General features: G+C 69.4%; 19 protein-coding genes. 3 read left to right on the top strand and 16 right to left on the bottom strand.

The window, feature by feature from the left end:
• Positions 1 to 211 precede the first annotated feature (211 nt).
• The gene (locus tag Ahu01nite_RS13755; RefSeq protein ID WP_203836877.1) at positions 212 to 1,417 is read left to right on the top strand and encodes an amino acid deaminase/aldolase; all 1,206 of its coding nucleotides are present in this window, start codon (positions 212 to 214) and stop codon (positions 1,415 to 1,417) included.
• 7 nt (positions 1,418 to 1,424) lie between these two features.
• On the opposite strand, the gene Ahu01nite_RS13750 is transcribed toward Ahu01nite_RS13755, so the two are convergent.
• Entirely contained in the window at positions 1,425 to 2,054 is a 630-nt protein-coding gene (locus tag Ahu01nite_RS13750) for a TetR/AcrR family transcriptional regulator (protein WP_203836876.1), read from the bottom strand.
• Between the two features lie 161 nt (positions 2,055 to 2,215).
• Between Ahu01nite_RS13750 and Ahu01nite_RS13745 the strand changes: the two genes are divergently transcribed.
• A complete protein-coding gene (locus Ahu01nite_RS13745) occupies positions 2,216 to 3,505 on the top strand; it encodes a D-arabinono-1,4-lactone oxidase (RefSeq protein WP_203836875.1) in 1,290 nt (429 codons plus the stop codon).
• On the opposite strand, the gene Ahu01nite_RS13740 is transcribed toward Ahu01nite_RS13745, so the two are convergent.
• The 8 genes from Ahu01nite_RS13740 to Ahu01nite_RS13705 form a co-directional block, all read right to left on the bottom strand.
• Positions 3,502 to 4,152 carry a hypothetical protein gene (locus Ahu01nite_RS13740; RefSeq protein ID WP_203836874.1) on the bottom strand — a complete coding sequence of 217 codons (651 nt, stop codon included), beginning with the start codon at positions 4,150 to 4,152 and terminating at the stop codon, positions 3,502 to 3,504. The genes Ahu01nite_RS13745 and Ahu01nite_RS13740 overlap by 4 nt on opposite strands.
• Positions 4,153 to 4,155: 3 nt before the next feature.
• Entirely contained in the window at positions 4,156 to 4,797 is a 642-nt protein-coding gene (locus tag Ahu01nite_RS13735; RefSeq protein ID WP_203836873.1) for a Panacea domain-containing protein, read from the bottom strand.
• 161 nt (positions 4,798 to 4,958) lie between these two features.
• Entirely contained in the window at positions 4,959 to 7,811 is a 2,853-nt protein-coding gene (topA, locus tag Ahu01nite_RS13730; protein WP_203836872.1) for a type I DNA topoisomerase, read from the bottom strand.
• Positions 7,812 to 7,977: 166 nt separating this feature from the next.
• Positions 7,978 to 8,763 carry a hypothetical protein gene (locus tag Ahu01nite_RS13725; protein WP_239158824.1) on the bottom strand — a complete coding sequence of 262 codons (786 nt, stop codon included), beginning with the start codon at positions 8,761 to 8,763 and terminating at the stop codon, positions 7,978 to 7,980.
• A gap of 16 nt (positions 8,764 to 8,779) precedes the next feature.
• A complete protein-coding gene (locus Ahu01nite_RS13720; RefSeq protein ID WP_438874779.1) occupies positions 8,780 to 9,319 on the bottom strand; it encodes a hypothetical protein in 540 nt (179 codons plus the stop codon).
• 66 nt (positions 9,320 to 9,385) lie between these two features.
• Positions 9,386 to 11,752, bottom strand: coding sequence for a sodium-translocating pyrophosphatase (locus Ahu01nite_RS13715; RefSeq protein ID WP_203836870.1), 2,367 nt, complete (start codon positions 11,750 to 11,752; stop codon positions 9,386 to 9,388).
• 335 nt (positions 11,753 to 12,087) lie between these two features.
• Entirely contained in the window at positions 12,088 to 12,528 is a 441-nt protein-coding gene (locus tag Ahu01nite_RS13710; RefSeq protein WP_203836869.1) for an ATP-binding protein, read from the bottom strand.
• On the bottom strand, positions 12,525 to 12,896 hold the full coding sequence (locus tag Ahu01nite_RS13705) for an STAS domain-containing protein (RefSeq protein WP_203836868.1): 372 nt from the start codon (positions 12,894 to 12,896) through the stop codon (positions 12,525 to 12,527). Before Ahu01nite_RS13705 ends, Ahu01nite_RS13710 begins: the two co-directional genes overlap by 4 nt.
• Positions 12,897 to 13,128: 232 nt before the next feature.
• Between Ahu01nite_RS13705 and Ahu01nite_RS13700 the strand changes: the two genes are divergently transcribed.
• The gene (locus Ahu01nite_RS13700) at positions 13,129 to 15,402 is read left to right on the top strand and encodes a DEAD/DEAH box helicase (protein ID WP_438874778.1); all 2,274 of its coding nucleotides are present in this window, start codon (positions 13,129 to 13,131) and stop codon (positions 15,400 to 15,402) included.
• Positions 15,403 to 15,914: 512 nt separating this feature from the next.
• Here the strand turns inward: Ahu01nite_RS13700 and Ahu01nite_RS13695 are convergent.
• The 7 genes from Ahu01nite_RS13695 to ssd all read right to left on the bottom strand — a co-directional run bounded on the left by Ahu01nite_RS13695 (position 15,915) and on the right by ssd (position 20,796).
• A complete protein-coding gene (locus tag Ahu01nite_RS13695) occupies positions 15,915 to 16,313 on the bottom strand; it encodes an Rv3654c family TadE-like protein (protein WP_203836867.1) in 399 nt (132 codons plus the stop codon).
• Entirely contained in the window at positions 16,310 to 16,669 is a 360-nt protein-coding gene (locus tag Ahu01nite_RS13690) for a TadE family type IV pilus minor pilin (protein ID WP_239158823.1), read from the bottom strand. Before Ahu01nite_RS13690 ends, Ahu01nite_RS13695 begins: the two co-directional genes overlap by 4 nt.
• Before the next feature lie 56 nt (positions 16,670 to 16,725).
• A complete protein-coding gene (locus Ahu01nite_RS52010) occupies positions 16,726 to 17,100 on the bottom strand; it encodes a DUF4244 domain-containing protein (RefSeq protein ID WP_438874774.1) in 375 nt (124 codons plus the stop codon).
• A 22-nt stretch (positions 17,101 to 17,122) separates the two neighbouring features.
• Entirely contained in the window at positions 17,123 to 17,764 is a 642-nt protein-coding gene (locus Ahu01nite_RS13680) for a type II secretion system F family protein (RefSeq protein WP_203836866.1), read from the bottom strand.
• A gap of 118 nt (positions 17,765 to 17,882) precedes the next feature.
• On the bottom strand, positions 17,883 to 18,587 hold the full coding sequence (locus tag Ahu01nite_RS13675; RefSeq protein WP_239158822.1) for a hypothetical protein: 705 nt from the start codon (positions 18,585 to 18,587) through the stop codon (positions 17,883 to 17,885).
• Positions 18,584 to 19,753, bottom strand: coding sequence for a TadA family conjugal transfer-associated ATPase (locus Ahu01nite_RS13670; RefSeq protein WP_203836865.1), 1,170 nt, complete (start codon positions 19,751 to 19,753; stop codon positions 18,584 to 18,586). The genes Ahu01nite_RS13675 and Ahu01nite_RS13670 overlap by 4 nt, the downstream gene beginning before the upstream one ends.
• Positions 19,750 to 20,796, bottom strand: coding sequence for a septum site-determining protein Ssd (ssd, locus tag Ahu01nite_RS13665; protein ID WP_203836912.1), 1,047 nt, complete (start codon positions 20,794 to 20,796; stop codon positions 19,750 to 19,752). Before ssd ends, Ahu01nite_RS13670 begins: the two co-directional genes overlap by 4 nt.
• Positions 20,797 to 20,882 lie beyond the last annotated feature (86 nt).

Raw genomic sequence — 20,882 nt, 5'->3', positions numbered from 1 at the left:
AGTACGGAGCGCAGCGCTGCCGTACCGGATAGATCAACCGGGCCCGCGTCCTTGCGTGCCGAGCTCGTTTCGGTGTCGATGACCCTTACCTTCCCGTCGTCCTGCCCGAAGCACTCTAACGGGCGGGCGCAGCTCACTGTGGTTGCGCTCGTTCGGGTGGTGCAAAAATGAAGGTGTTTCGCATTGGCTCGCGAGCGGATAAGTTGCTCCCGTGATCGCCGAACGCAGCGAACTTCAGAAACGACTGGACCGCGCCACCGCCGACCTCGAGACGCCGATCGCGGTGGTGGATCTCGCCGCCTTCGACGCCAACGCGGCCGCATTGTCGCTGCGCTCGGCGGGTAAGCCGATCAGGGTCGCGAGCAAGTCGGTACGCGTACGAGCGCTGCTGGAGCGGGTGCTGCAGCGCCCGGACTGGTCCGGAATCATGGCCTACACGCTGCCCGAAGCGATCTGGCTGGTCCGCAACGGCGTAAGTGATGACGTGCTGATCGGCTATCCGACAGTGGACCGCGCCGCGATCGCCGAGCTGACCGCCGACCCGCAACTCGCCGCCGCCATCACTCTGATGGTTGACAGCACCGCCCACCTCGACCTCATCGACGCGGTGACCGCCGCGGGAAAGCGTCCCGACGTCCGCATCTGTCTCGAGCTCGACGCTTCCTGGAAGCCGGCCGGCCCGCTGCACGTGGGCGTACGCCGCTCCCCCGTCCACTCCGCCGCGCAGGCCGGTGAGCTGGCCCGGCGCCTGGTTGCCCGCCCGGGTTTCGCCCTGGTCGCGATGATGGCCTACGAAGCGCACATCGCCGGCGTCGGCGACATGCCACCCGGCCAGGCCCTGCGCGCCCGGGCGATCCGCATGATGCAGCGCCGCGCCCTTCCCGAGCTGCTCAAGCGCCGGATGGCCGCGGTGGCGGCCGTGCGTGAGCACGCCGACCTGGAGTTCGTGAACGGCGGCGGCACCGGCAGCATGGCGCTGACCGCGGCCGACCCGTCGGTCACCGAGATCGCCGCGGGTTCAGGACTGCTCGGACCCACCCTCTTCGACGGCTACCGGGCGTGGCGGCCCACACCGGCGGCTTTTTTCGGGCTCTCCGTCGTACGCCGTCCCGCGCCGAACATCGCCACGGTGCTCGGCGGCGGGTGGATCGCCTCCGGCCAGACCGGGCCCTCCCGGCAGCCCACCCCCTGGCTCCCCGAAGGCCTGCGCTTCAAGAGCGACGAGGGCGCCGGCGAGGTGCAGACCCCGCTTGTCGGGCCGGCCGCCGAGGCGCTGCGGCCGGGCGACCGGGTCTGGTTCCGCCACGCCAAGGCCGGCGAGCTGTGCGAGCACGTCAACCAGGTGCACCTGATCGACGGCGACACGGCCACGCCGACCCCGACGTACCGGGGAGAGGGGTATGCGTTCCTCGGCTAGCCCGCGCCTAGGCCGGCACGTGGCGGTGCAGATACTCGCGGATCAGCGCCTTGGCCTCGGTAAGGACGGCCTCGTCGCCGGTCACCTCGCGGCGGAACGCGAGCTTGATCAGCGCGTCCGCCGACTCCACCGCGATCAGCAGCGCGAACCGCAGCCGCGCGCGCTCCATCAGCTGGAACTGCTCCACGAGCAGCTCGGCCAGCCGGTCGGCGATGACAGCGTTGTTGTCCCGCTCGGCGTCGAGCAGGTGCAGGTCCACCACATCACCGAAATGCAGCGTCCGGAATCCGGGAACACTGCGGTGCATGTGAATGTAGGCGTCGATCGCCGCGTCGACCCCGTCCCACCAATGGGCGAAGGTCTCGTTGGCGAACCGCGCGGACAGGCTCTGCAGATACGCATCCATGTTGCGCATCGCAAGGGCCTGGACGATGGCCCGCTTGTCCGGGAAGAACTGGTAGACCGAGCCGATGGCTACCTCGGCACGCTCGGCCAGCAAGGTGGTGGTCAGGCCTTCGTACCCGACCTCGTCCACCAGCTCAGCACAGGCGTCGAGCATGCGCTGAACCCGGGCAACGCTTCTGCCCTGCACCGGTACGCGCCGCAGCGGTCCGGTGGTGACGGTTGGTGTCGACACGCGTCGCCACTCCCTCTCAGCAGTGATAATCGGAACGTTACTCGGATCAACGAGCGAGGGGCATCGACGGGACGCCGGGGACACCCGGCATTCCCGGTTTTGTGCGACTGTCCGCTCGTCGGGAGGACAAGGCCGGAATGACCAGTGACATAACGCTCCCTATGACCTCTAGCCGCTGGCAGAACTGGGGCCGCAACCAGCAGTCCCACGCCACCGACGTTCTCACCCCTGGCACCGTGGACGAGGTATCGGCCCTGGTCAAGGAGGCAGCAGCCACTGGCAGGAAGGTCAAAGCGGTAGGAAGCGGTCATTCCTTCACCGCCATCGCCGTAGCGGACGACCAGCGTATGGTCCTGCACCGCCTCAACCGGCTGATCTCGATCGAGGGCAATCTGGTCACGGTGCAGGCCGGCATGCCTCTCTACCGGTTGAACGACCTCCTGGCCCAGAACGGCCTGGCGATGCCCAATCTGGGTGACATCGACCAGCAGACAATCGCAGGAGCAATTTCTACAGGTACGCACGGAGCGGGCGATTCCCACTCAACGCTCGCGTCCTGCGTCGAAGCCGTCACCCTTGTAACCGGCTCCGGCGAGATCCTGCACATCGACTCGACCTCGGAGCTCTTCCCAGCAGCGCGCCTCGGCATCGGCGCCCTCGGCATCCTCGTCGACGTGACCCTGCGCTGCGTCCCGGCCTTCGTCCTGCTCGCCGACGAACGCCCGATGTCAATGCCGGACGTCCTGGCCATGCTCGACGAGGGCATCGCCACCAACGACCACTTCGAGTTCTACTGGTACCCCTACACCGACCGAGCCCAGCTCAAACGCAACAACCGCGTCGACGTGTCCCACACCCCGTTGTCCGGCTTCCGCGGCTGGCTCGACGAAGAATTCCTCTCCAACACGGTCTTCCAGGGCGCCTGCAGCCTCGGCCAGAAAATCCCAGCCATGGTCCCCACCATCAGCGCCGTAGCAGCCCGAGCCCTCACAGCCCGCACCTACACCTCCCGCTCGGACCAGGTCTTCTGCACCTCCCGCCGCGTCCGCTTCGTGGAGATGGAATACGAAATCCCCCGCGAACACGTCGCCGAAGCCCTCGCCGAGCTCCCCAAAATCATCGGCAAGCTCCCCTTCAAAATCCAATTCCCCGTCGAAGTCCGCTTCACCGGCCCCGACGACGTCTGGCTCTCCCACGGCTACGGCCGAGACTCCGCCTACATCGCCATCCACCAGTACGCAGGCTCCCCCCACGAGCCCTACTTCAAAGCCTTCGAAGCCATCTGCGAACCCATGGGCGGCCGCCCCCACTGGGGCAAAATGCACTACCGAAACGCCGAATCCCTCAGCAAGGCCTACCCCAAATTCGACGCCTTCCAAGCCGTCCGCAACCAACTCGACCCCCACCGAGTCTTCACCAACCCCTACCTCCAGCAGGTCCTCGGCAGCTAACCCCGCGGCCTGGGAATCCGGCCCAATCGGGTGCGCAGAGAGGCCAACCTGATCCATCCCACAAATGTCGCGGGTTGGATCACCGCACTATGGCCGCTGAGCGCACCTTTCTCATAAGCGTCCACGAACCCTTTGTCGCGCGTGACGCAGTACACGATTGCCAGCGGGTCTTCACCTGCCAGCAATCGGCATGCCCCATAGATCATCCCGTCCTCATGATCAAGTGGCGGGTTGCCGTCGGGGAAATGGTCTCCCAATATTCCCCCGCGGGACCTCTCGACCAATTCATGGATCAGCAGCTCAACAATCCCGCCCGCCGCTTCCGCGCTCCATCCAAGGCCTTTGTAATCGTTCATGATTTTTGGAAAAGCGGATCGCGCCGCCATATTCCGGACCATCTTATCGATTTGAACAGAGGTCCAGACTTCTAACGGCTCCTCGCCAAACCTTCCCGCATGCGCTGCGACCAGGGACCGGAGCGAGTCGCACTCCCCGTTGCCGGGATGTGGAACGGGAGCCGATACCAGCGTCTTCATCGCCGACTCAACTTTGTCCCAGGTGAAAGGCTCACCGAGAAGCCGGGCCGCGTCGAGGTAGATGTTGCAGTCGAACACCACGACGTATCGAGTGACCTCGTCAGGTTTCAACTGTCAGGCTCCGGGTTCGGCCGGACGGTGCTCCTCTGCGGATTCTTCCTCGTCATATAAGTGAAAATCCAGATTTGCGCTCGGCCACGAGCTTTCCGGCCCCGGCGGGTCATCGAACTCGGGCCCAAGTGACTCGACAAAATCTCGGACCGTAAATGGCCGAGTGTCGCGGTAACCCTTGATGTAGAGACCCGGCAAAGCGAAGTCCGCCGCCGAGAAACCTTGCAGCCGACCGCGCGACTTGACGAATCGGGCCATCGACTCGTCGTCAATGACATCGGCGCTCTGCGAGCCCTCGGAGAGATCTCCCCGCGCTTCCAACCACGGCGTCTCGGTTTTGGCCAACACGGTCAGCTCACCCGGGGACAGGAAACCGTAGGTGCGCACTACAAGCCAGATGAGATCGGAGACCTGGTCGTTCAGGTCGACCTGGACCGGGTCGCGCTGACCGGCGTCCACGAACCCGGAGAGGACTGGGCCGTCTGGCCCGGCCTCGAAGTGCCCCTCAAAGAGGGGCTCACCCTTGATGGCCAGGTGCCAGGCCTGCACGTAATACAGCAGTTTATGCAGACTCATGGGATCGAGGGGGCATTGGCTCTCGACCCGCTCTTCGATCACAGCGGCCACGTCGATGGCCTTCAGCATGTGATCACCTCTTGCGGCTGCACGTACCAACTCGCCAAGCATCGCATACTCCCCAGTTAGACAGGGCTGCCGAGGATCGGCGGCGCCATACTCACTGGGCAAGAGGTTAGTAGTCAGCTTGCGCTATGACTACCCCTGCGGGGTGACAACTTTGCGGATGACTACTCGACTGAGGCCGTTGCCTTGGCCGGGGCGGCCTTCTTCGGGGCTGCCTTCTTGGCGGCCGGAGCAGCGTTGGTGGCCTTGCGAGGAGCTGCTGCCTTCTTGGCCGGCGTCTTCTTCGCGGTGGTCTTCTTGGCCGTCGTCTTCTTCGCGGCAGTCTTCTTGGCAGGCGCGGCACCGTCGGCGGCGGCCTTGGCCGGGGCCTTCTTGGCGGCGGCCTTCTTCTTCGGGGCCGGGCCCTTGGCGCGCTTCTCCGCGAGCATCTCGGAGGCCTGCTCGATCGTCAGCTCTTCCGGCGTCTGACCGCGGCGCAGGGAGGCGTTGTATTCGCCGTCGGTGACGTACGGGCCGAAGCGGCCTTCCTTGATGACCAGGGCGAGCTTGGTGGCCGGGTCCTCGCCCATTTCGCGCAGCGGGGGTGCGGCGGCGCGGCGCTGGCGGGTCTTCGGGGCGGCGAGGAGGGCCAGCGCCTCGTCGAGGGTGACCGTGAAGAGTTTGTCCTCGCTGTCGAGGGAGCGGTAGTCGTCGCCGCGCTTGACGTACGGGCCGTAGCGGCCGTTTGCCGCGAGGATGTCGGCGCCTTCGGGGTCCTTGCCGACCGCGCGGGGGAGGGTGAGGAGCTTGAGGGCTTCCTCCAGCGTGACCGTGTCAGGGGTCTGGGTCTTGAACAGGGACGAGGTGCGCTCGCCGGCCTGGACGTACGGGCCGTAGCGGCCGGACTTGATGTGGACCTCGTCGCCGTTGCCCGGGTCCTTGCCGAGGGTGCGTTCGCCGCCGCCGCCGAGGAACAGCTCGGCGACCTTTTCGCGGGTGAGCTCGTCGGGGGCGACGCCTTCGGGGATCGAGACGCGGTCCTCTTTGGCTTCCTCGGTGGCGTCGGGGAGCTGGCGCTGCAGGTAGGGGCCGTAGCGGCCGACGCGGACGACGACCTGGCGGTTGTCCTCGTCGACGAAGAGCGGGATGGAGTTGACCGAGCGGGCGTCGATGGAGGTGAGGTTCTCGGTGACCATCTTCTTCAGGCCGCCAGCCTTGGCGATGGTGTCGTCCTCGCCCGCGTTCTGGCTGCCGAAGTAGAAGGAGGTGAGGAAGTCCAGGGCGGCGTGGTCGCCGCCGGCGATGTCGTCGAGCTGGGTTTCCATCGCGGCGGTGAAGTTGTAGTCGACCAGGCGGGGGTAGTGGCCCTCGAGCAGCCCGATGACCGCGAACGCGATGAAGGACGGGATCAGCGCCTGACCGCGCTTCTCGACGTACCCGCGGTCCTGGATGGTCCTGATGATCGACTCGTAGGTCGACGGGCGGCCGATGCCCAGCTCTTCGAGGGCCTTGACCAGCGAGGCCTCGGTGTAGCGGGACGGCGCGGAGGTGTGGTGGCCCACGGCGGTGAGCTGCTCGGGGGTGAGCGGCTGGTCCTTGACCAGGGTCGGCAGGCGGCGCTCGGCGTCCTCGGCCTCGGCGTTCTCGTCGTCCGAGGACTCGACGTAGGCCCGCAGGAAGCCGGGGTCGGTGATCGTCTTGCCGGAGGCGCCGAAGTCGGCCTCTTCACCCGCGGTGGAGACGGCGCGGATGCGCACGGAGACGGAGTTCCCGACCGCGTCGGTCATCTGCGACGCGATGGTACGGCGCCAGATGAGCTCGTACAGCTTGAACTCGTCGGCGGAGAGCTCCTTGGCGACCTCGCCGGGCGTACGGAAATTCTCGCCGGCGGGACGGATCGCCTCGTGAGCTTCCTGGGCGTTCTTGACCTTGCTCGTGTAGCGGCGCGGCTGGGTCGGCACGTTGCGCTCGCCGTAGAGCTCGGCGATCTGGCGACGGGCGGCGGTGATCGCGGTCTCGGAGAGGTTCACCGAGTCCGTACGCATGTAGGTGATGTAACCGTTCTCGTACAGCCGCTGGGCCGTACGCATGGTCTGCGACGCGGAGAAGCGCATCTTGCGTGCGGCTTCCTGCTGCAGCGTCGAGGTGATGAACGGCGCGTAGGGCTTGCGCCGGTAGGGCTTCTCCTCGACCCGGGTGACCGTGAAGGGCCGGTCCTCCAGGCGGGCGGCGAGGCCTCGTGCGCCGTCCCCGTCGAGGTGCACGACCCCGGCGTTCGGCCTGACCTGGCCCGTGGTGGGCTCGAAGTCCTTGCCGGTGGCGATGCGGTCGCCGTCGAGGGCGACCAGGGTGGCGCTGAAGTTGCGGGCGCCCTCGACCTTGCCCTGGATCGCCAGCTGGGCGTTGATGTCCCAGTATTCGGCCGAGCGGAACGCCATGCGCTGGCGCTCACGCTCCACCACGATGCGGGTGGCGACGGACTGGACCCGGCCGGCGGAGAGCCGGGGCATGACCTTCTTCCACAGGACCGGGCTGACCTCGTAGCCGTAGAGGCGGTCGAGGATGCGCCGGGCCTCCTGCGCGTCGACCAGGTCGCGGTCGATGTCGCGGAGCTGGGTGACGGCCGCCAGGATCGCCGGCTTGGTGATCTCGTGGAAGACCATCCGCTTGACCGGGACCTTGGGCTTGATCGTCTCGATCAGGTGCCAGGCGATGGCCTCGCCCTCGCGGTCCTCGTCCGTCGCGAGCAGGATCTCGTCGACTTCCTTGGCCAGCTTGGTCAGCTTGGCGAGCTGGGCCTTGCGGTCCTGGGACACGACGTAGAGCGCGTGGAAGCCGTTGTCGACGTCGACACCGAGCCGCGCCCACGGCTCGCCCTTGTACTTGGCGGGCACGTCGGCGGCGTTCTTCGGCAGGTCGCGGACATGGCCGAGGGAGGCCTCGACAAAATAGTCGGGGCCCAGGTAACCGGCGATCGTCTTGGCCTTCGAGGCGGACTCGACGATGACCAGACGGGTCGTCCTGGCGTTACTCGGCACGGCACTCCCAAACTTCAGCTCACGGACGTTCAACGTAACGCGCCAGACAAGCTCGCATTCCCGGGGCAGGCCGAAGTCGGATGGTAACGGCCCGGCCACAGCATGCGTCCGACGGCGACACCGTACACCGGGAACGTAGCCTCTTGCCGCCCACAATCGGGGAAGATCACGCGGCCGCGCCGCCGGGCCACAGCCTTTCGGGGGCTGCTTCGGGGCGTTCACCGACCAGTTCGGCGAGGCGTGCTAAACGTCTGCGACCTGCGATCACGTACGTGCGACCGGCGTGCACGGTGCCTGCCAGACCCACCCGGGTCAACGCGGCATCGACGGCTTTGTCAAGCGACCCGTCGGGATCCAGACCGAGGGCGTACCCATGGAGGCGGGGTGCTCCTGCCGCGGCAACCCACAACCGCAACCGGGGCCCGTTGAGAAAAAGCTTTCCGGCCGGCGGCGGCCAGGCGTGTGCCAGGCCGTTCAACCTGCTGCTGTACGCCGTCCGCACCTCGAAAGCGACGGTCGGCTCGACCTCGTGCACCTCTTTATCTACGCGTTCCGGCTCCGGTGTCGGTGAGTCGTCGTGCTCCTCGTCCACAGGAACCGACGTGAGTTCGGCCACGGGCTCTTCGCGAGGGTTCTCCGAGATCGGGTTCCAATTGACGACAAGACCCCGGCCGACCAATTCCTGGACCATCACATGTACGCGCCAAGCGGCGTCGACGCGCACCGAAACGCGGGCGGTTCCGCCCATTTTGCCCAGCGTCCCCGGCCCCGCGAGCAGCCCCGCCAGATCCGCCAGCGACGGGTCGGACGCCTCGACGCCGAAAACGGACAGCTGTTTGCCGCCGGGAACCGTGGGCGTGGCTGTACGCCGTTTGCGCGGATGGGCGAGCTCGACCGGCGCGGGCAGCACCTCGCGCGGAATCAGCGGCCACCCGGGCTCGGCCACGGCCATGGTCAGCGGCGCCCTTTCATCTACATTCGGGCGCTTCGTCGAACGCGTCCTTGAGCTCCACCGACGCCAGATTGCTGGTGTCGAGCTCGCTGGCCGCGTACTCCGAGTTCAGGGTCTGCACAACCGTGCCCACCTTGGTGTAGAAGTCTTTCGCCGGGCTGATGGCCAGGGCTTCTATGCCGGTCTTGGCACGACCGTAAGAATCGCGCATCGCGCTGAGCGAAGCGAGGAAACTCTCCGAGACGGTCTTGCCGGCGTCGACATCGGGCACGCCTGCCTTCTCAACACCGGCGCGGGCCTTCTCGCTCGCGTCCTCGGCGCCACCGAAGAGCCGGGTCAGGTTTTCCTTCGCCTGTGCGGGGGTCGTCTCCGCGGTCATCTGCTGCTGGGTGCGGGTCGTGAGGGTGCCTATCTCGGATCGCCACGGCGCCAGCACCTGGCAGACCGCGGCGGCCCACGCGCGGGGTGCCGGACCGCTCGAACAGGCACCCAGCGTCACGACGATGGAACAAACGAGGAGTAGGGGGATGGTGCGGGCCGTGCGCATGGTTTGCAGCGTACGGGCAAGAAGTGGCCGAGGGCACCCGGCGAGTGCCGGGTGCCCACATAGACCGCTTTCCGGTCAGGCACTCACCCGCTTGCTCTCGGGCTCGGCCGCGGACGGCTCCTCACCCATCGAGATCGGCTTACGCTTGCTCCACACGACGGCCGCCACGATGATCAGCGCCGCGATGACCGCGATGCTGACCCGCAGCGGGGTGTTCCGGTCGGTGCCGATGCTCCACGCCACGACCGCGGGCGCGATCAGCAGCGAGACCAGGTTCATCACCTTGAGCAGCGGGTTGATGGCCGGGCCGGCGGTGTCCTTGAACGGGTCACCGACGGTGTCGCCGATGACCGTCGCGGCGTGGGCGTCGGAGCCCTTGCCGCCGTACGCGCCGTCCTCGACCAGCTTCTTGGCGTTGTCCCACGCGCCACCGGAGTTGGCCAGGAAGACCGCCATCAGCGTTCCCGCGCCGATGGCTCCGGCTAGGTAGGAGGCCAGCGCGCCGGCGCCCAGGCCGAAGCCCACCGCGATCGGTGCCATGATCGCGAGCAGGCCCGGGGTGAGCAGCTCACGCTGGGCGTCGCGGGTGCAGATGTCGACGACCCGGCCGTACTCGGGGCGTTGCGAATAGTCCATGATGCCGGGGAATTCGCGGAACTGGCGGCGTACCTCCATGACAACCGCGCCCGCCGAGCGGGAGACGGCGTTGATGGCCAGGCCTGAGAAGAGGAAGACCACCGCGGCGCCGATCAGCAGGCCGACCAGGTTGCGCGGGTTGGAGATGTTGAGCAGGTTGAGGATCTCCAGCCCGATCTGGTCGGGCTGGAGCCCGGCGTCGGCCAGCGAGCTCGAGAGCGTGTTCGTGTACGACCCGAAGAGCGCGGTCGCGGCTAGTACGGCGGTCGCGATCGCGATGCCCTTGGTGATCGCCTTCGTGGTGTTGCCGACCGCGTCGAGCTCGGTCAGGATCTGCGCCCCGCGCTCGTCGACGTCGCCGGACATCTCCGCGATGCCCTGAGCGTTGTCGGAGATCGGCCCGAACGTGTCCATGGCCACGATCACGCCGACCGTGGTCAGCAGGCCGGTGCCGGCGAGCGCGACCGCGAAGAGCGACAACGTGATGGACGAGCCGCCCAGCAGGAACGCACCGTACACACCGGCACCGATCAGCAGCGCCGAGTAGACGGCTGATTCGAGCCCGATGCTGATGCCTGCCAGCACGACGGTGGCCGCGCCGGTCTGCGAGGACTTGCCGATGTCCTGGACCGGACGCCGCTCGACCTCGGTGAAGTATCCGGTCAGCGCCTGGATCGCGGCGGCGAGCACGATGCCGATGACGACCGCGCCGATCGCCACGAGCTGCGGGTTGCGGCCGCTGGCGACCACCCCGGCGTCCAGTGACGAGTCGTTGAAGCCGGCGAAGCTGTCCGGCAGGTACAGGAAGCTGATGATCGCCACGATGACCGCGCTCAGCACCGCGGAGATGTAGAACGCCCGGTTGATAGCGGTCAGTCCGTTGCGGTCCGACGCTCGCAGCCGGGTGATGAAGACACCCACGATCGCGATGACCACGCCGACCGTCGAGATGATCAGCGGGAAGATCAGGCCGTCCTGGCCGAACGCCGCCTGGCCCAGGATCAGGGCCGCCACCAGGGTGACCGCGTACGACTCGAAGAGGTCGGCAGCCATACCGGCACAGTCACCGACGTTGTCGCCCACGTTGTCGGCGATCGTCGCCGCGTTGCGCGGGTCGTCCTCGGGAATGCCCTTCTCCACCTTGCCCACCAGGTCCGCGCCCACGTCAGCGGCCTTGGTGAAGATGCCGCCGCCGACCCGCATGAACATCGCGAGCAGCGCGGCACCGAAGCCGAAGCCCTCGAGCACCGTCGGGGCATCACCGCGGTAGATCAGCACGACCAGCGCGCCACCGGCCAGCCCGAGGCCGACGGTGAGGAAGCCGACCACGCCGCCGGTGCGGAACGCGATACCCATCGCCTTCTCGCGGCCGCCCGTCTCGCTGGCGGCTGCTGCCACCCGTACGTTCGCCCGCGTCGCCAGCGCCATGCCGGCACCACCGATGAACGAGCTGAAGACGGCGCCGACGATGAAGAACAGCGACCGGCCGATCTTGACCATGGTCTCGTTGTCGCCGGAACCGTGCACCGGCAGCAGGAACAGCAGCACCACCGCGATGACGACGAAGATCGCCAGCGTCCTGAACTGCCGGAGAAGGTACGCGGACGCGCCCTCCTGCACGGCACCGGCGATCTCCTGCATGGAGGTGGTGCCGCGACCGGCCTTGAGCACCGATTGCACGAAAATCGCGGCGAATGCGAGCGCTACGAGCGCGAACACAAGCGCGACGATGACGAATGTGACGTTAGAACCGGAGAGAGAGACCGCACCGCTTTCCGCGGCGAGAATAGTGGAGCTTCCGGACATCAATGTCCTCCTGTGCACCGTACGCACCGAACAGCGGACGAGACTGCTCGGCGCATCCCCTGGACGGGGAGACGACGAACCAGGTCCCGCGGGGTGCGGCACCCAGGGAGCAGTAGCTGATTACTGGCGTACTGTAACGGGAGAACGTGGTGATGGTCACATATCTTAGGCCCACGGCGTGGTGATGTTCTTCGCTGTGTCAGCGGTTGGCGTCCAGGTCAGACAGCCTTTAAGCTCCCGGCCCCGGGCAGCGTTTACCCACCGCTTGCGCCGGACGGTGTCCTTTTTGCGCTGAGCGGTTCGCTTTAGCTTTTTCGACGAGCTTTGGCGGGCCTTCAGCGACGGTGGACGGGCCAGACCATGCGGACCTCGGTGCCGGCGCCCTCATCAACCGGGCGGACCTGGAGATCGTCGACAAATCCGGCGAGCAGGGCAAAGCCGACACCGGTGGTCAGCGCCTCGTCCGTGAGCGACTCGGCGGCCAGCTCGTCGGGCGGCAACTTGGTCAGGCCGATGCTCGCCTCGATCGGGGCACGATCGATCACCCGCACCATGTACGAGTCCGAGTCCGACATCTCCACCATGACCAGATCCGGGATGCGGTACTGGTTGTGCAGCGCGACGGCCCTGGTGCAGGCCTCACCGATCGCGAGGCGCACCTCGTCCAGCAATTCCTCGGCCACCCCCGCGCGCCGGGCCACCGCGACACCGACCAGACGGGCAGTGCGCACGTGCACAGGAGCCGGCGAGAAGGACAGCCGTACCGTCGCCATCACGCCGTCGGAGGGTTGTCGTCGCGTTCGCCGGACGACGTCGAGATAGCCGCTTCGACGGAGGAATAGATCGGGAACACCTGGTCGAGCGCGGTGATCCGGAAAATCTTCAGCAACGGTTCCTTGGCGCAGACCAGGCCGAACGTGCCATTGGCGGCACGCAACCGCTTGAGCGCGCCGACCAGCACGCCCAGGCCGGTGGAATCCAGGAAATCGACGCGCGCGAGGTCCACCACGACATGCCGCGAACCGCCGTCGACCAGCTCCACGAGCCGTTCACGCAGGCGCGGTGCCGTGTAAACATCCACCTCACCGCCGACGTCGAGCACCGTGTGCTCGCCGACTGTCCGGGTCGTCAGCGACAGCTCCATCGGTCCTCCTCCCTCCGTGCCACATGCTCTCGGGGGGCCGATCTCCCCAGCGAATCTAACCACCGGCCGTCATTGCCCGGCGCGTCGCACCCTCCGTCGTACCCGTTTGGGGTTCCCGCCATACCGGTGTCAGAGTTCACGCGTGACCACGACCGTCCCCGGCATCCCCGCCGCACGCAGCGGATCGGCCACCCCCGGACCGTCTCTCGCGCCGCCTCTCGACGCCGCTGATCTGTTGCATCGGCTGCGGGCCGGACGCTCGTCACGCGACGAATCACCGGTCACGCATGTCGAGCGGGTCGCGGCCCGGACCGGGCGAACGGCACCCTGGCCCGAGTGGGTGCCCGCTGCCCTGCGGGAGGCTTACGGCTTCGAGCCCTGGGAGCATCAGGCCACAGCTGCCGCGTACGCCCACAGCGGTCACAACGTCGTCATCGCCACGGGGACGGCGTCCGGCAAGTCTCTCGCGTACCAGATGCCTGCTTTGAGCAGACTCCTGAACGATCCCCGGGCGACCGTGCTGTACCTCTCCCCCACCAAGGCCCTCGCCGCCGACCAGCTACGAGCCGTCGCCCGGCTGGACCTCGACGGTGTCCGGCCGGCCACATACGACGGTGACACCCAGCGCGAGGAGCGCGAGTGGATCCGCGAGCACTCACGCTTCGTGCTCACCAACCCCGACATGCTCCACCACGCCCTGCTGCCGGCCCACGCCAAATGGGCCGTCTTCCTGCGCCGCCTCTCGTACGTCGTGATCGACGAGTGCCACACCTACCGGGGAGTCTTCGGCTCGCACGTCTCCCACGTCCTGCGCCGTCTGCGCCGCCTGGCCGCCCAGTACGGCGGCAACCCGACCTTCGTGCTGGCCTCGGCCACCTCGGGCGACCCGGCCGGCGCGGCGTCCCGGCTGACCGGCCTGCCCGTAACCGCGGTGACCGAGGACGCGTCGCCGCGCGGGGCCGTGACGTTCGCCCTCTGGGAGCCCCCGCTGGTGCCCCACGAAGATCCCGACCTGCCCCCGACCCGCCGGTCGGCACTGAGCGAGACGGCGGACCTCCTGACCGACGCGGTCGTGTCGGGCACCCGCACGCTCGCCTTCGTCCGCTCCCGCCGCGGCGCCGAGGTCGTCGCGTCGATGACCCACCGCTCGCTCGACGAGGCGGTGCCGGGCCTGGGCAAACGCGTCGCGGCATACCGGGCCGGTTACCTCAGGGAGGACCGCCGCGCCATCGAACGGGCCCTGCTCTCGGGCGAACTGCTCGCCCTCGCGTCCACGAACGCCCTCGAACTCGGCGTCGACCTCGTCGGGCTGGACGCCGTACTCATCTGCGGCTACCCCGGCACCCGCGCCTCCCTGTGGCAGCAGGCGGGCCGCGCGGGCCGGGCCGGCGGCGAGGCCCTCGCGGTCCTGATAGCCCGGGACGACCCCCTCGACACCTACCTCGTGCACCACCCCGAGGCACTCTTCGGCCGTCCCGTCGAGGCAACGGTCTTCGACCCCACCAACCCGTACGTCCTCGGCCCGCAACTCTGCTCCGCGGCATCCGAGGCCCCCCTGCGCCCCGCAGACCTCGACCTCTTCGGCGGCGAACCGGCCCGCCTGGCAGTCGAAGCGCTGACCGCCTCCGGCGCCCTGCGCAAACGCCCGTCCGGCTGGTACTGGACCCACCAGGGCCGCCCCGACGTCGACCTGCGCGGCACCGGCGGCGGCCCCATCGCCGTGGTCGAGAGGTCCACGGGCCGCCTGCTGGGCACGGTCGACGAGGGCTCCTCGCACGTCATGCTCCACACCGGCGCGGTCTACCTGCACCAGGGCGTCACCTACGTGGTGGACAACCTCGACCTGGACGACGCCGTAGCCCTGGTCCACCCCGCCAACCCCGACTGGTCCACCCACGCCCGCGACGTCACCGACCTGTCCGTCGTCGCGATCAGGGAACGGGTCGACGCCGGCCCGGTCAGCCTCTTCGTCGGCGACGTCGACGTCACCAACCAGGTCGTCTCCTACCAACGCCGCCGCATAGCCACCGGCGAGATCATCGACACCCGCCCCCTCAACCTCCCCACCCGCCAACTCCGCACGGTCGCCGTCTGGTTCACCATCACCCCCGACGCCCTCCTCAAAGCAGGCGTCGAACCCCCGGACATCCCCGGCGCCCTCCACGCCGCGGAACACGCCGCCATCGGCCTCCTCCCCCTCATGGCCACCTGCGACCGCTGGGACATCGGCGGCCTCTCCACCGCCAACCACCAGGACACCGAAAGCCCCACCGTCTTCGTCTACGACGGCCACCCGGGCGGCGCCGGCTTCGCCGAACGCGCCTACGCCACAGCCACAGCCTGGCTGAGCGCCACCCGCGAGGCCATCGCCTCCTGCACCTGCGAAACCGGCTGCCCCTCCTGCGTCCAATCCCCCAAATGCGGCAACGGCAACAACCCCCTGGACAAACCAAAAGCCGTCCACGTCCTGGACACAGTCCTCACCCACCTCCCACCCCGCCACTAGCCCCACCACCCAAACCAGCGCCCCTCACCCACCACCCACCCCGCCCCAGCCCAACAGCCACCGCGAGCCCGAGCACCAGCTCGACCGCCACCCCCAGCCGCAGCCCGAGCCAGACCGCGAGCCCCAGACCCAGCCCCGGCGATAGCCCGACCTCCAGCCCCAGCCAGGCCGCCAGCCCCAGCCAGGCCGCCAGCCCCAGCCAGGCCGCGAGCGCGAGCCGCAGCCCGAGTGTCAGCGCCAGCGCCAGTCCCGGCCCGTAGCCCGCAGTTCACCCCCAGGTCGGGGCGACTTCCTCCCGGCCCAGATCGGTTCCGCGGGCATGGGGCGGGTTCAAGGCACGGGCACGGGCACCAGGCGGGCACGGGCACCAGGCGGGCACGGGCACCAGGCGGGTCGGGGCACCAGACGGGTCGGGGCACCAGACCGATCGGGGCACCAGACCGATCGGGGCACCAGACCGATCGGGGCACCAGACCGATCGGGGCACCAGGCCGATCGGGGCACCAGGCCGGTTATGAGCCGTAGATCGGGCCCGCCCGGGCGGTCGCGGTCGCGGGGTGGGTCATGCCGGGGAGGGGGCTCACCTTCACTTCGGCCGTGACGAGGATGGTGAGCCCGTCCACGTGGCAGGCGGTGAGGGCGGCGTTGTTGGCGGTGACGATTTCGGCGGCTCGGGTGCAGGCGGGGGCCGGGCCTTCGTCGGCGCGCATGGCTCCGGCCAGGGCGCCGAGGTCGGCTGCGGCTCGGGCTTGGTGACGGGCGACGCGAACCGCGCTGACAGTCGCGCCCGCGGAGCCGCCCATGAGCAATACCAGCCCGATGGCCAGGACGAAGATCGTTGCCGCCCCGCGGTCGTCGTCGAATCCGAGACGCCGCCCGGGCTTCTCGACGAGCACCAGCGCATCCGTCATGCGTAGATCACCGGCTCTCGGGCCGCCACGGCTCGCGCCCGCACGGTGAGCCGCGGCAGGCTTCCGCCGAGCACGGGGATGGGCGCTTCCACGGTGACCGTGACCGAGTTCGCGGGGTCGGCAGCGTCAGGGGCGATCGTGACGGTCGCGCCCGGCGGGGCGATGCCGGCCGCACGGTCAGCTCCGGGGCCTCCTCTGGCCTCGATGATGGCGCCTTCGCGGGCCGCGTCGACGCATCGGCCGCGGGCTGTCACCGCGCTGATCGCCGTGAGGCCGAAGAGCAGGAGAAGCACGAGCGCCGGCAGCCCACCCGCCAGCTCCACGGTGAACGAGCCCCGATCCTGCCGTACGGACAACAGGCCACGACAACGCCCACGCCATCCGCTGCGTGGGGCGGGCTGCCGGCGCCCGGTCACTTCAGTGCCTCGAGGATCATGTCCGTCAGGCGCTGCTTGATCGCGTCGCTGGTCAGAACCTCGTAGAGGACCACCGCCAGACCGGCCGCGGCGAGCGTCCCCAGCGCGTACTCGACCGTGGACATGCCGTCGTCCTTACGAAAACCGGCCGGACCAAAACCGGTCTGGCGGAAACCGGCCGGACGCAGGGCGGCGAAGCGCGCGTTGAACTGCCGCAGCCCGACGGCAAGACGCAAGCCGGCGAGACGCAAGCCGGCCCAGCACAGGGCGGCAAACCGAACGGCCGCGGGGCCCGAGCCCGGGAAGCAAGGGCCTGGGGATTGCGGGCCGGGCCGCACCGGCCCGGGGAAGCCGACGATCAGTTGGTGCACGTGGAGCTCCTTCTTCTTGGGATTACAGGACGTCGCCGAGGACTGCGACGAGGACCGGCACGAGGCCGGCGAGCATGAATGCCGGGAGGAAACACAGGCCGAGGGGGATGACGATCAGGACGCCGGCGCGGCGGGCAGCCGCTTCGGTGGCGATCGCGCGGTCGGTGCGGAGGTCGTCCGCGAGGCGGGTGAGGGCTCCGGCGAGGGCGGCGCCACTGGCGCTGGTTCGCACGGCTGCCGCGGTGAGGCGTTCGGCACCGGTCAGGTCCGCGAGGTGGGCCCAGGCTTCGAGCGGCTCGGCGCCGAGCGTCAATGAGCGGGCCACCCGGTCGAGCCGTTCCCCCAGCGGGCCGCCGAGGGCCTGGGCAACAGCGGTTACCGCGCGGTCGATCGGGAGCCCGGCGCGGAGCACGGCTGCCAGCAGGTCGGCGCCGATGGGCAGGTCGGCGATCGCACGGTCGCGCCCCGCTCGAACGGCGGCGGGCACCTGACGCTTGAGCAGCCGGTTGGCTCCGTAGGCGACCACGACCGCCGGCACCAGGCCCCACCAGTGCCCGACGAGGTAGCCCACGGAGGCACCGCTCAGCACCGCCATGAGGACCCTGCGTCTCACCGAGAACCCTCCATGATCAGGGTGGGAACCAGAAGCTCCTGGAACGGGCATCGCACCCACTCGGACGTGCGCGCGGCTCGCAGGAGGGCGGCGACGCAGCACGGCTGGAGCGGGACCTGAACCGGGCCGCCCCGGCGTTGGATCGCTTCGGCACCGCAGCGGAAAGCGGTCATGCGAACGGGCTCCTGATCAGGTGGTTGGACCACAACAGACCCACGGTCTGGAGCAGGGCCGCCGCGATCGCACAGACGGCGCCGACCGGGGTGTGCAGGAGCACCTGGAGCGGATCAGCCCCGAGGCCGTAGCCGACGCCGAGGCCACCGAGCGGCAGAACTGCGAGCAGTAGGGCCGTCATCTGGGTGCCGGCGGCCTCCGCGGTGGCTCGCGCACGGGCCCGGTCAGCGGTGCGGGCGTCTGCCTCGATGCGGTCAACCAGGTCTGCTGTGGGTGCCCCGGTTTCGTTGGCCAGGCGTTCCGCGGCGGCTGTCAGCTCGCCCAGCCGCCCCCGGATCGGCGCGTGCGACGGTGTGGCGCCCGCGCGCAGGTCCGCTGCGAGCGAACTCAGAGCGTCGAGGTTCCGGGTGTGCTCGGCAGCGGCCCGCTTACGGGCAACGGAGTGGGCGAACTCCCGCGCGCCCGAGACCGCGTAGACGAGCCCGAGAGTCGCGGCCACCGGACCGCCGAACAACAGCCCCAGCAACGCTGCGCCCGCACCCACGACCACTGTCAACCGCTTGGGAGACGAGACGGTGAGGGACATCCGGAATCGGGGCTGCTGACCCAGGCGGGCCAGCCCGGACGGCACGGGCAGGATCACGACCCAGGCTGCCAGTGTCAGCAGCGAGGCGGCGAGAAGCCAGGACAGTCCGTTCATCGCTGCGAACCCAGGACCGGTGGCACCGTCATGCCGCGCTCGGACAGCAGGCGGGCGAGCGTGACCGAACCGGGCCCCGCACCACGCCCACGCTGCCAGGCGGGGACCACGGTGGTGAGGCGCTGTTCGCTGGACGGCAGCAGCACGCCGATCGAGTCGAGGACCCGGCCGCGTGGGATCCTGCGGACCTGCAGGATGACCTGGAGGGCGGCGTTGAGCTGTGCGTGCAGGGCCGCCCGGGGCAGGCCGGAGAGCATTCCCAGCGCCTCGAGCCGAGCCGGCACGTCCGCCGGGGCATTCGCGTGCAGCGTGCCCGCGCCGCCGTCGTGCCCCGTGTTCAGAGCGGTGAGCAGGTCGGCGACCTCCGCGCCGCGGCACTCCCCGATCACCAGCCGGTCGGGCCGCATGCGCAGCGCCTGGCGTACGAGCTCGGTGAGGCTGACAGCCCCGGCACCCTCGGTGTTGGAGGTGCGCGCCTGCAACGCGACGACGTGGGGGTGCACGGGGCGCAGCTCGGCCGCGTCCTCGACCAGCACGATCCGCTCGCTCGGGGGCACGAGGCCGAGCAGTGTCGCGAGCAGCGTCGTCTTGCCGGAGCCCGTGCCACCCGTCACCAGATATGCCAGGCGCCCCGCCACGATCGCCGAGAGCACCTCGGCAAGCGCGGGCGGCACGGTGCCCTGCTCGACCAGATCGTCGAGGGTGAACGGGCGCTGGCGGAACGTCCGCAGCGAAAGATACGGCCCCGTGGTCGCCACGGGTGGAAGCACCGCGTGCAGGCGGGTGCCGTCGGGGAGGCGGGCGTCCGCGTAGGGCAGGCCGTCGTCGAGCCGGCGCCCGCAGGCGGCGGCGAGGCGCTGGGCCAGCCGGCGAACGTCGTCGGGGCCACCGACGTTGACGGCCACCCGTTCCAGGCCCCGCCCCCGGTCGACCCAGACCTCCTGGCGGTTGACCAGAACGTCGGTGACCGAGGCGTCCGCCAGCAGGGGTGTCAACGGGCCGGCGCCGACGAGCTGGTCGCGGACCTGGCCTGCCAGGCGCAGCACGGTGGTGTCGCCGAGCACGGCAGCGTCGGCCTCGTGACGCACTGCGGTGACAAGAGCCTCCGGCGTCGCCTCGCCGTGCTCCTCGGCGATGTAGCGCCGCACCCTCGCAGCCAGGGTCATGCCACGGCCTCGCTCTTCGCGACGAGCAGGCGTGCGATCAGCCGGCCGCAGAGCTCGGCCAGCGGACCGCGCCCGTCCTGGGTGGGGGCGTCACCGCGCTCCAGTCCGTTGCGCAGCGACTCCTCGGGACGCAGAGCGCCGGCCAGCGGGAGCCCGAGGGAGCGCGCCACCTCGCGCGGTTTGAGGCGCCCGGGGGCCGGGCCCCGCACCACCACCGATAGGTCGGGACAGTGCAGGCGCGCCACCGCAGCCACCCGGGCAGCCGCAGCGGCCGCCCGCAGCTCGGCCGGGACGACCAGGACTGCTTGATCGGCTGCCTGCAGGGCGAGGGTCGCCGCGTCGTCGAGGTGGCGGGGCAGGTCCATCACGGTCACGTCGCGGCGGGTGTGCGCGGCCGCCAGAGCGCCGGCCATGACGTCGCTCGGGACCGCGGTCAGGCCGTCGCGGGCGAACGAGAGCAGCACCAGGTCGCCGCGCTGGGGCAGGGCACCGAGCAACGCCGGCGGGTCGATGTGGCCACCGGCCTCGGCGAGGGCCGGCCAGCGCAGGCCGGAGAGCCGCTCCCAGCCGAGCACGAGGTCCAGGCCGCCACCGAGCGGGTCGGCGTCGAGCAGCAGCGTGCGCAGGCCGCGGCGCACGGCGGTGACCGCCAGCCCGCCGGCCAGGGTGCTCGCGCCGGCACCGCCGCGGCCGCCGATCACCGCGATGGCCCGACCCGCGGCGGGTGGCTGGATCGCGGCGGTGATGCGGTCGACAACCCAGGGCTCCGCCTCGGGCAGCAGGGCGAGGTGCTCGGCGCCCAGGCTCTCGGCGAGGTCCCAGACGTCGTCGTCGATCGGGTTGAGGCCCACGACGAGCACGCCGTAGCGGCGGGGCAAACCCGCTCGCAGGCAGTCCTCGGCCTGGTCGGAGCCGATCAGGATCAGGGGCGCGGAGAGATAGCGAGCCCGGGCCGCGGCGGGGTCGGCGGCCAGCTCGACCTCGGTGCCACCGGCGGCGGCGAGGCGCAGCAGGTCATCGAGGAGGTCAGGGTCTTCGGTGATCACGAGCGGGAGAGGCATGACGCCACCGTGGCCGGACCGGCAATGATCGTTCAACCGGCGATCACCGAGCCTGTGGATAACTCAAC

It is taken from the genome of Winogradskya humida (genome assembly GCF_016862215.1).
GTDB classification, from domain to species: domain Bacteria; phylum Actinomycetota; class Actinomycetes; order Mycobacteriales; family Micromonosporaceae; genus Actinoplanes; species Actinoplanes humidus.
This window is presented reverse-complemented; position numbering and strand designations above follow the sequence as displayed.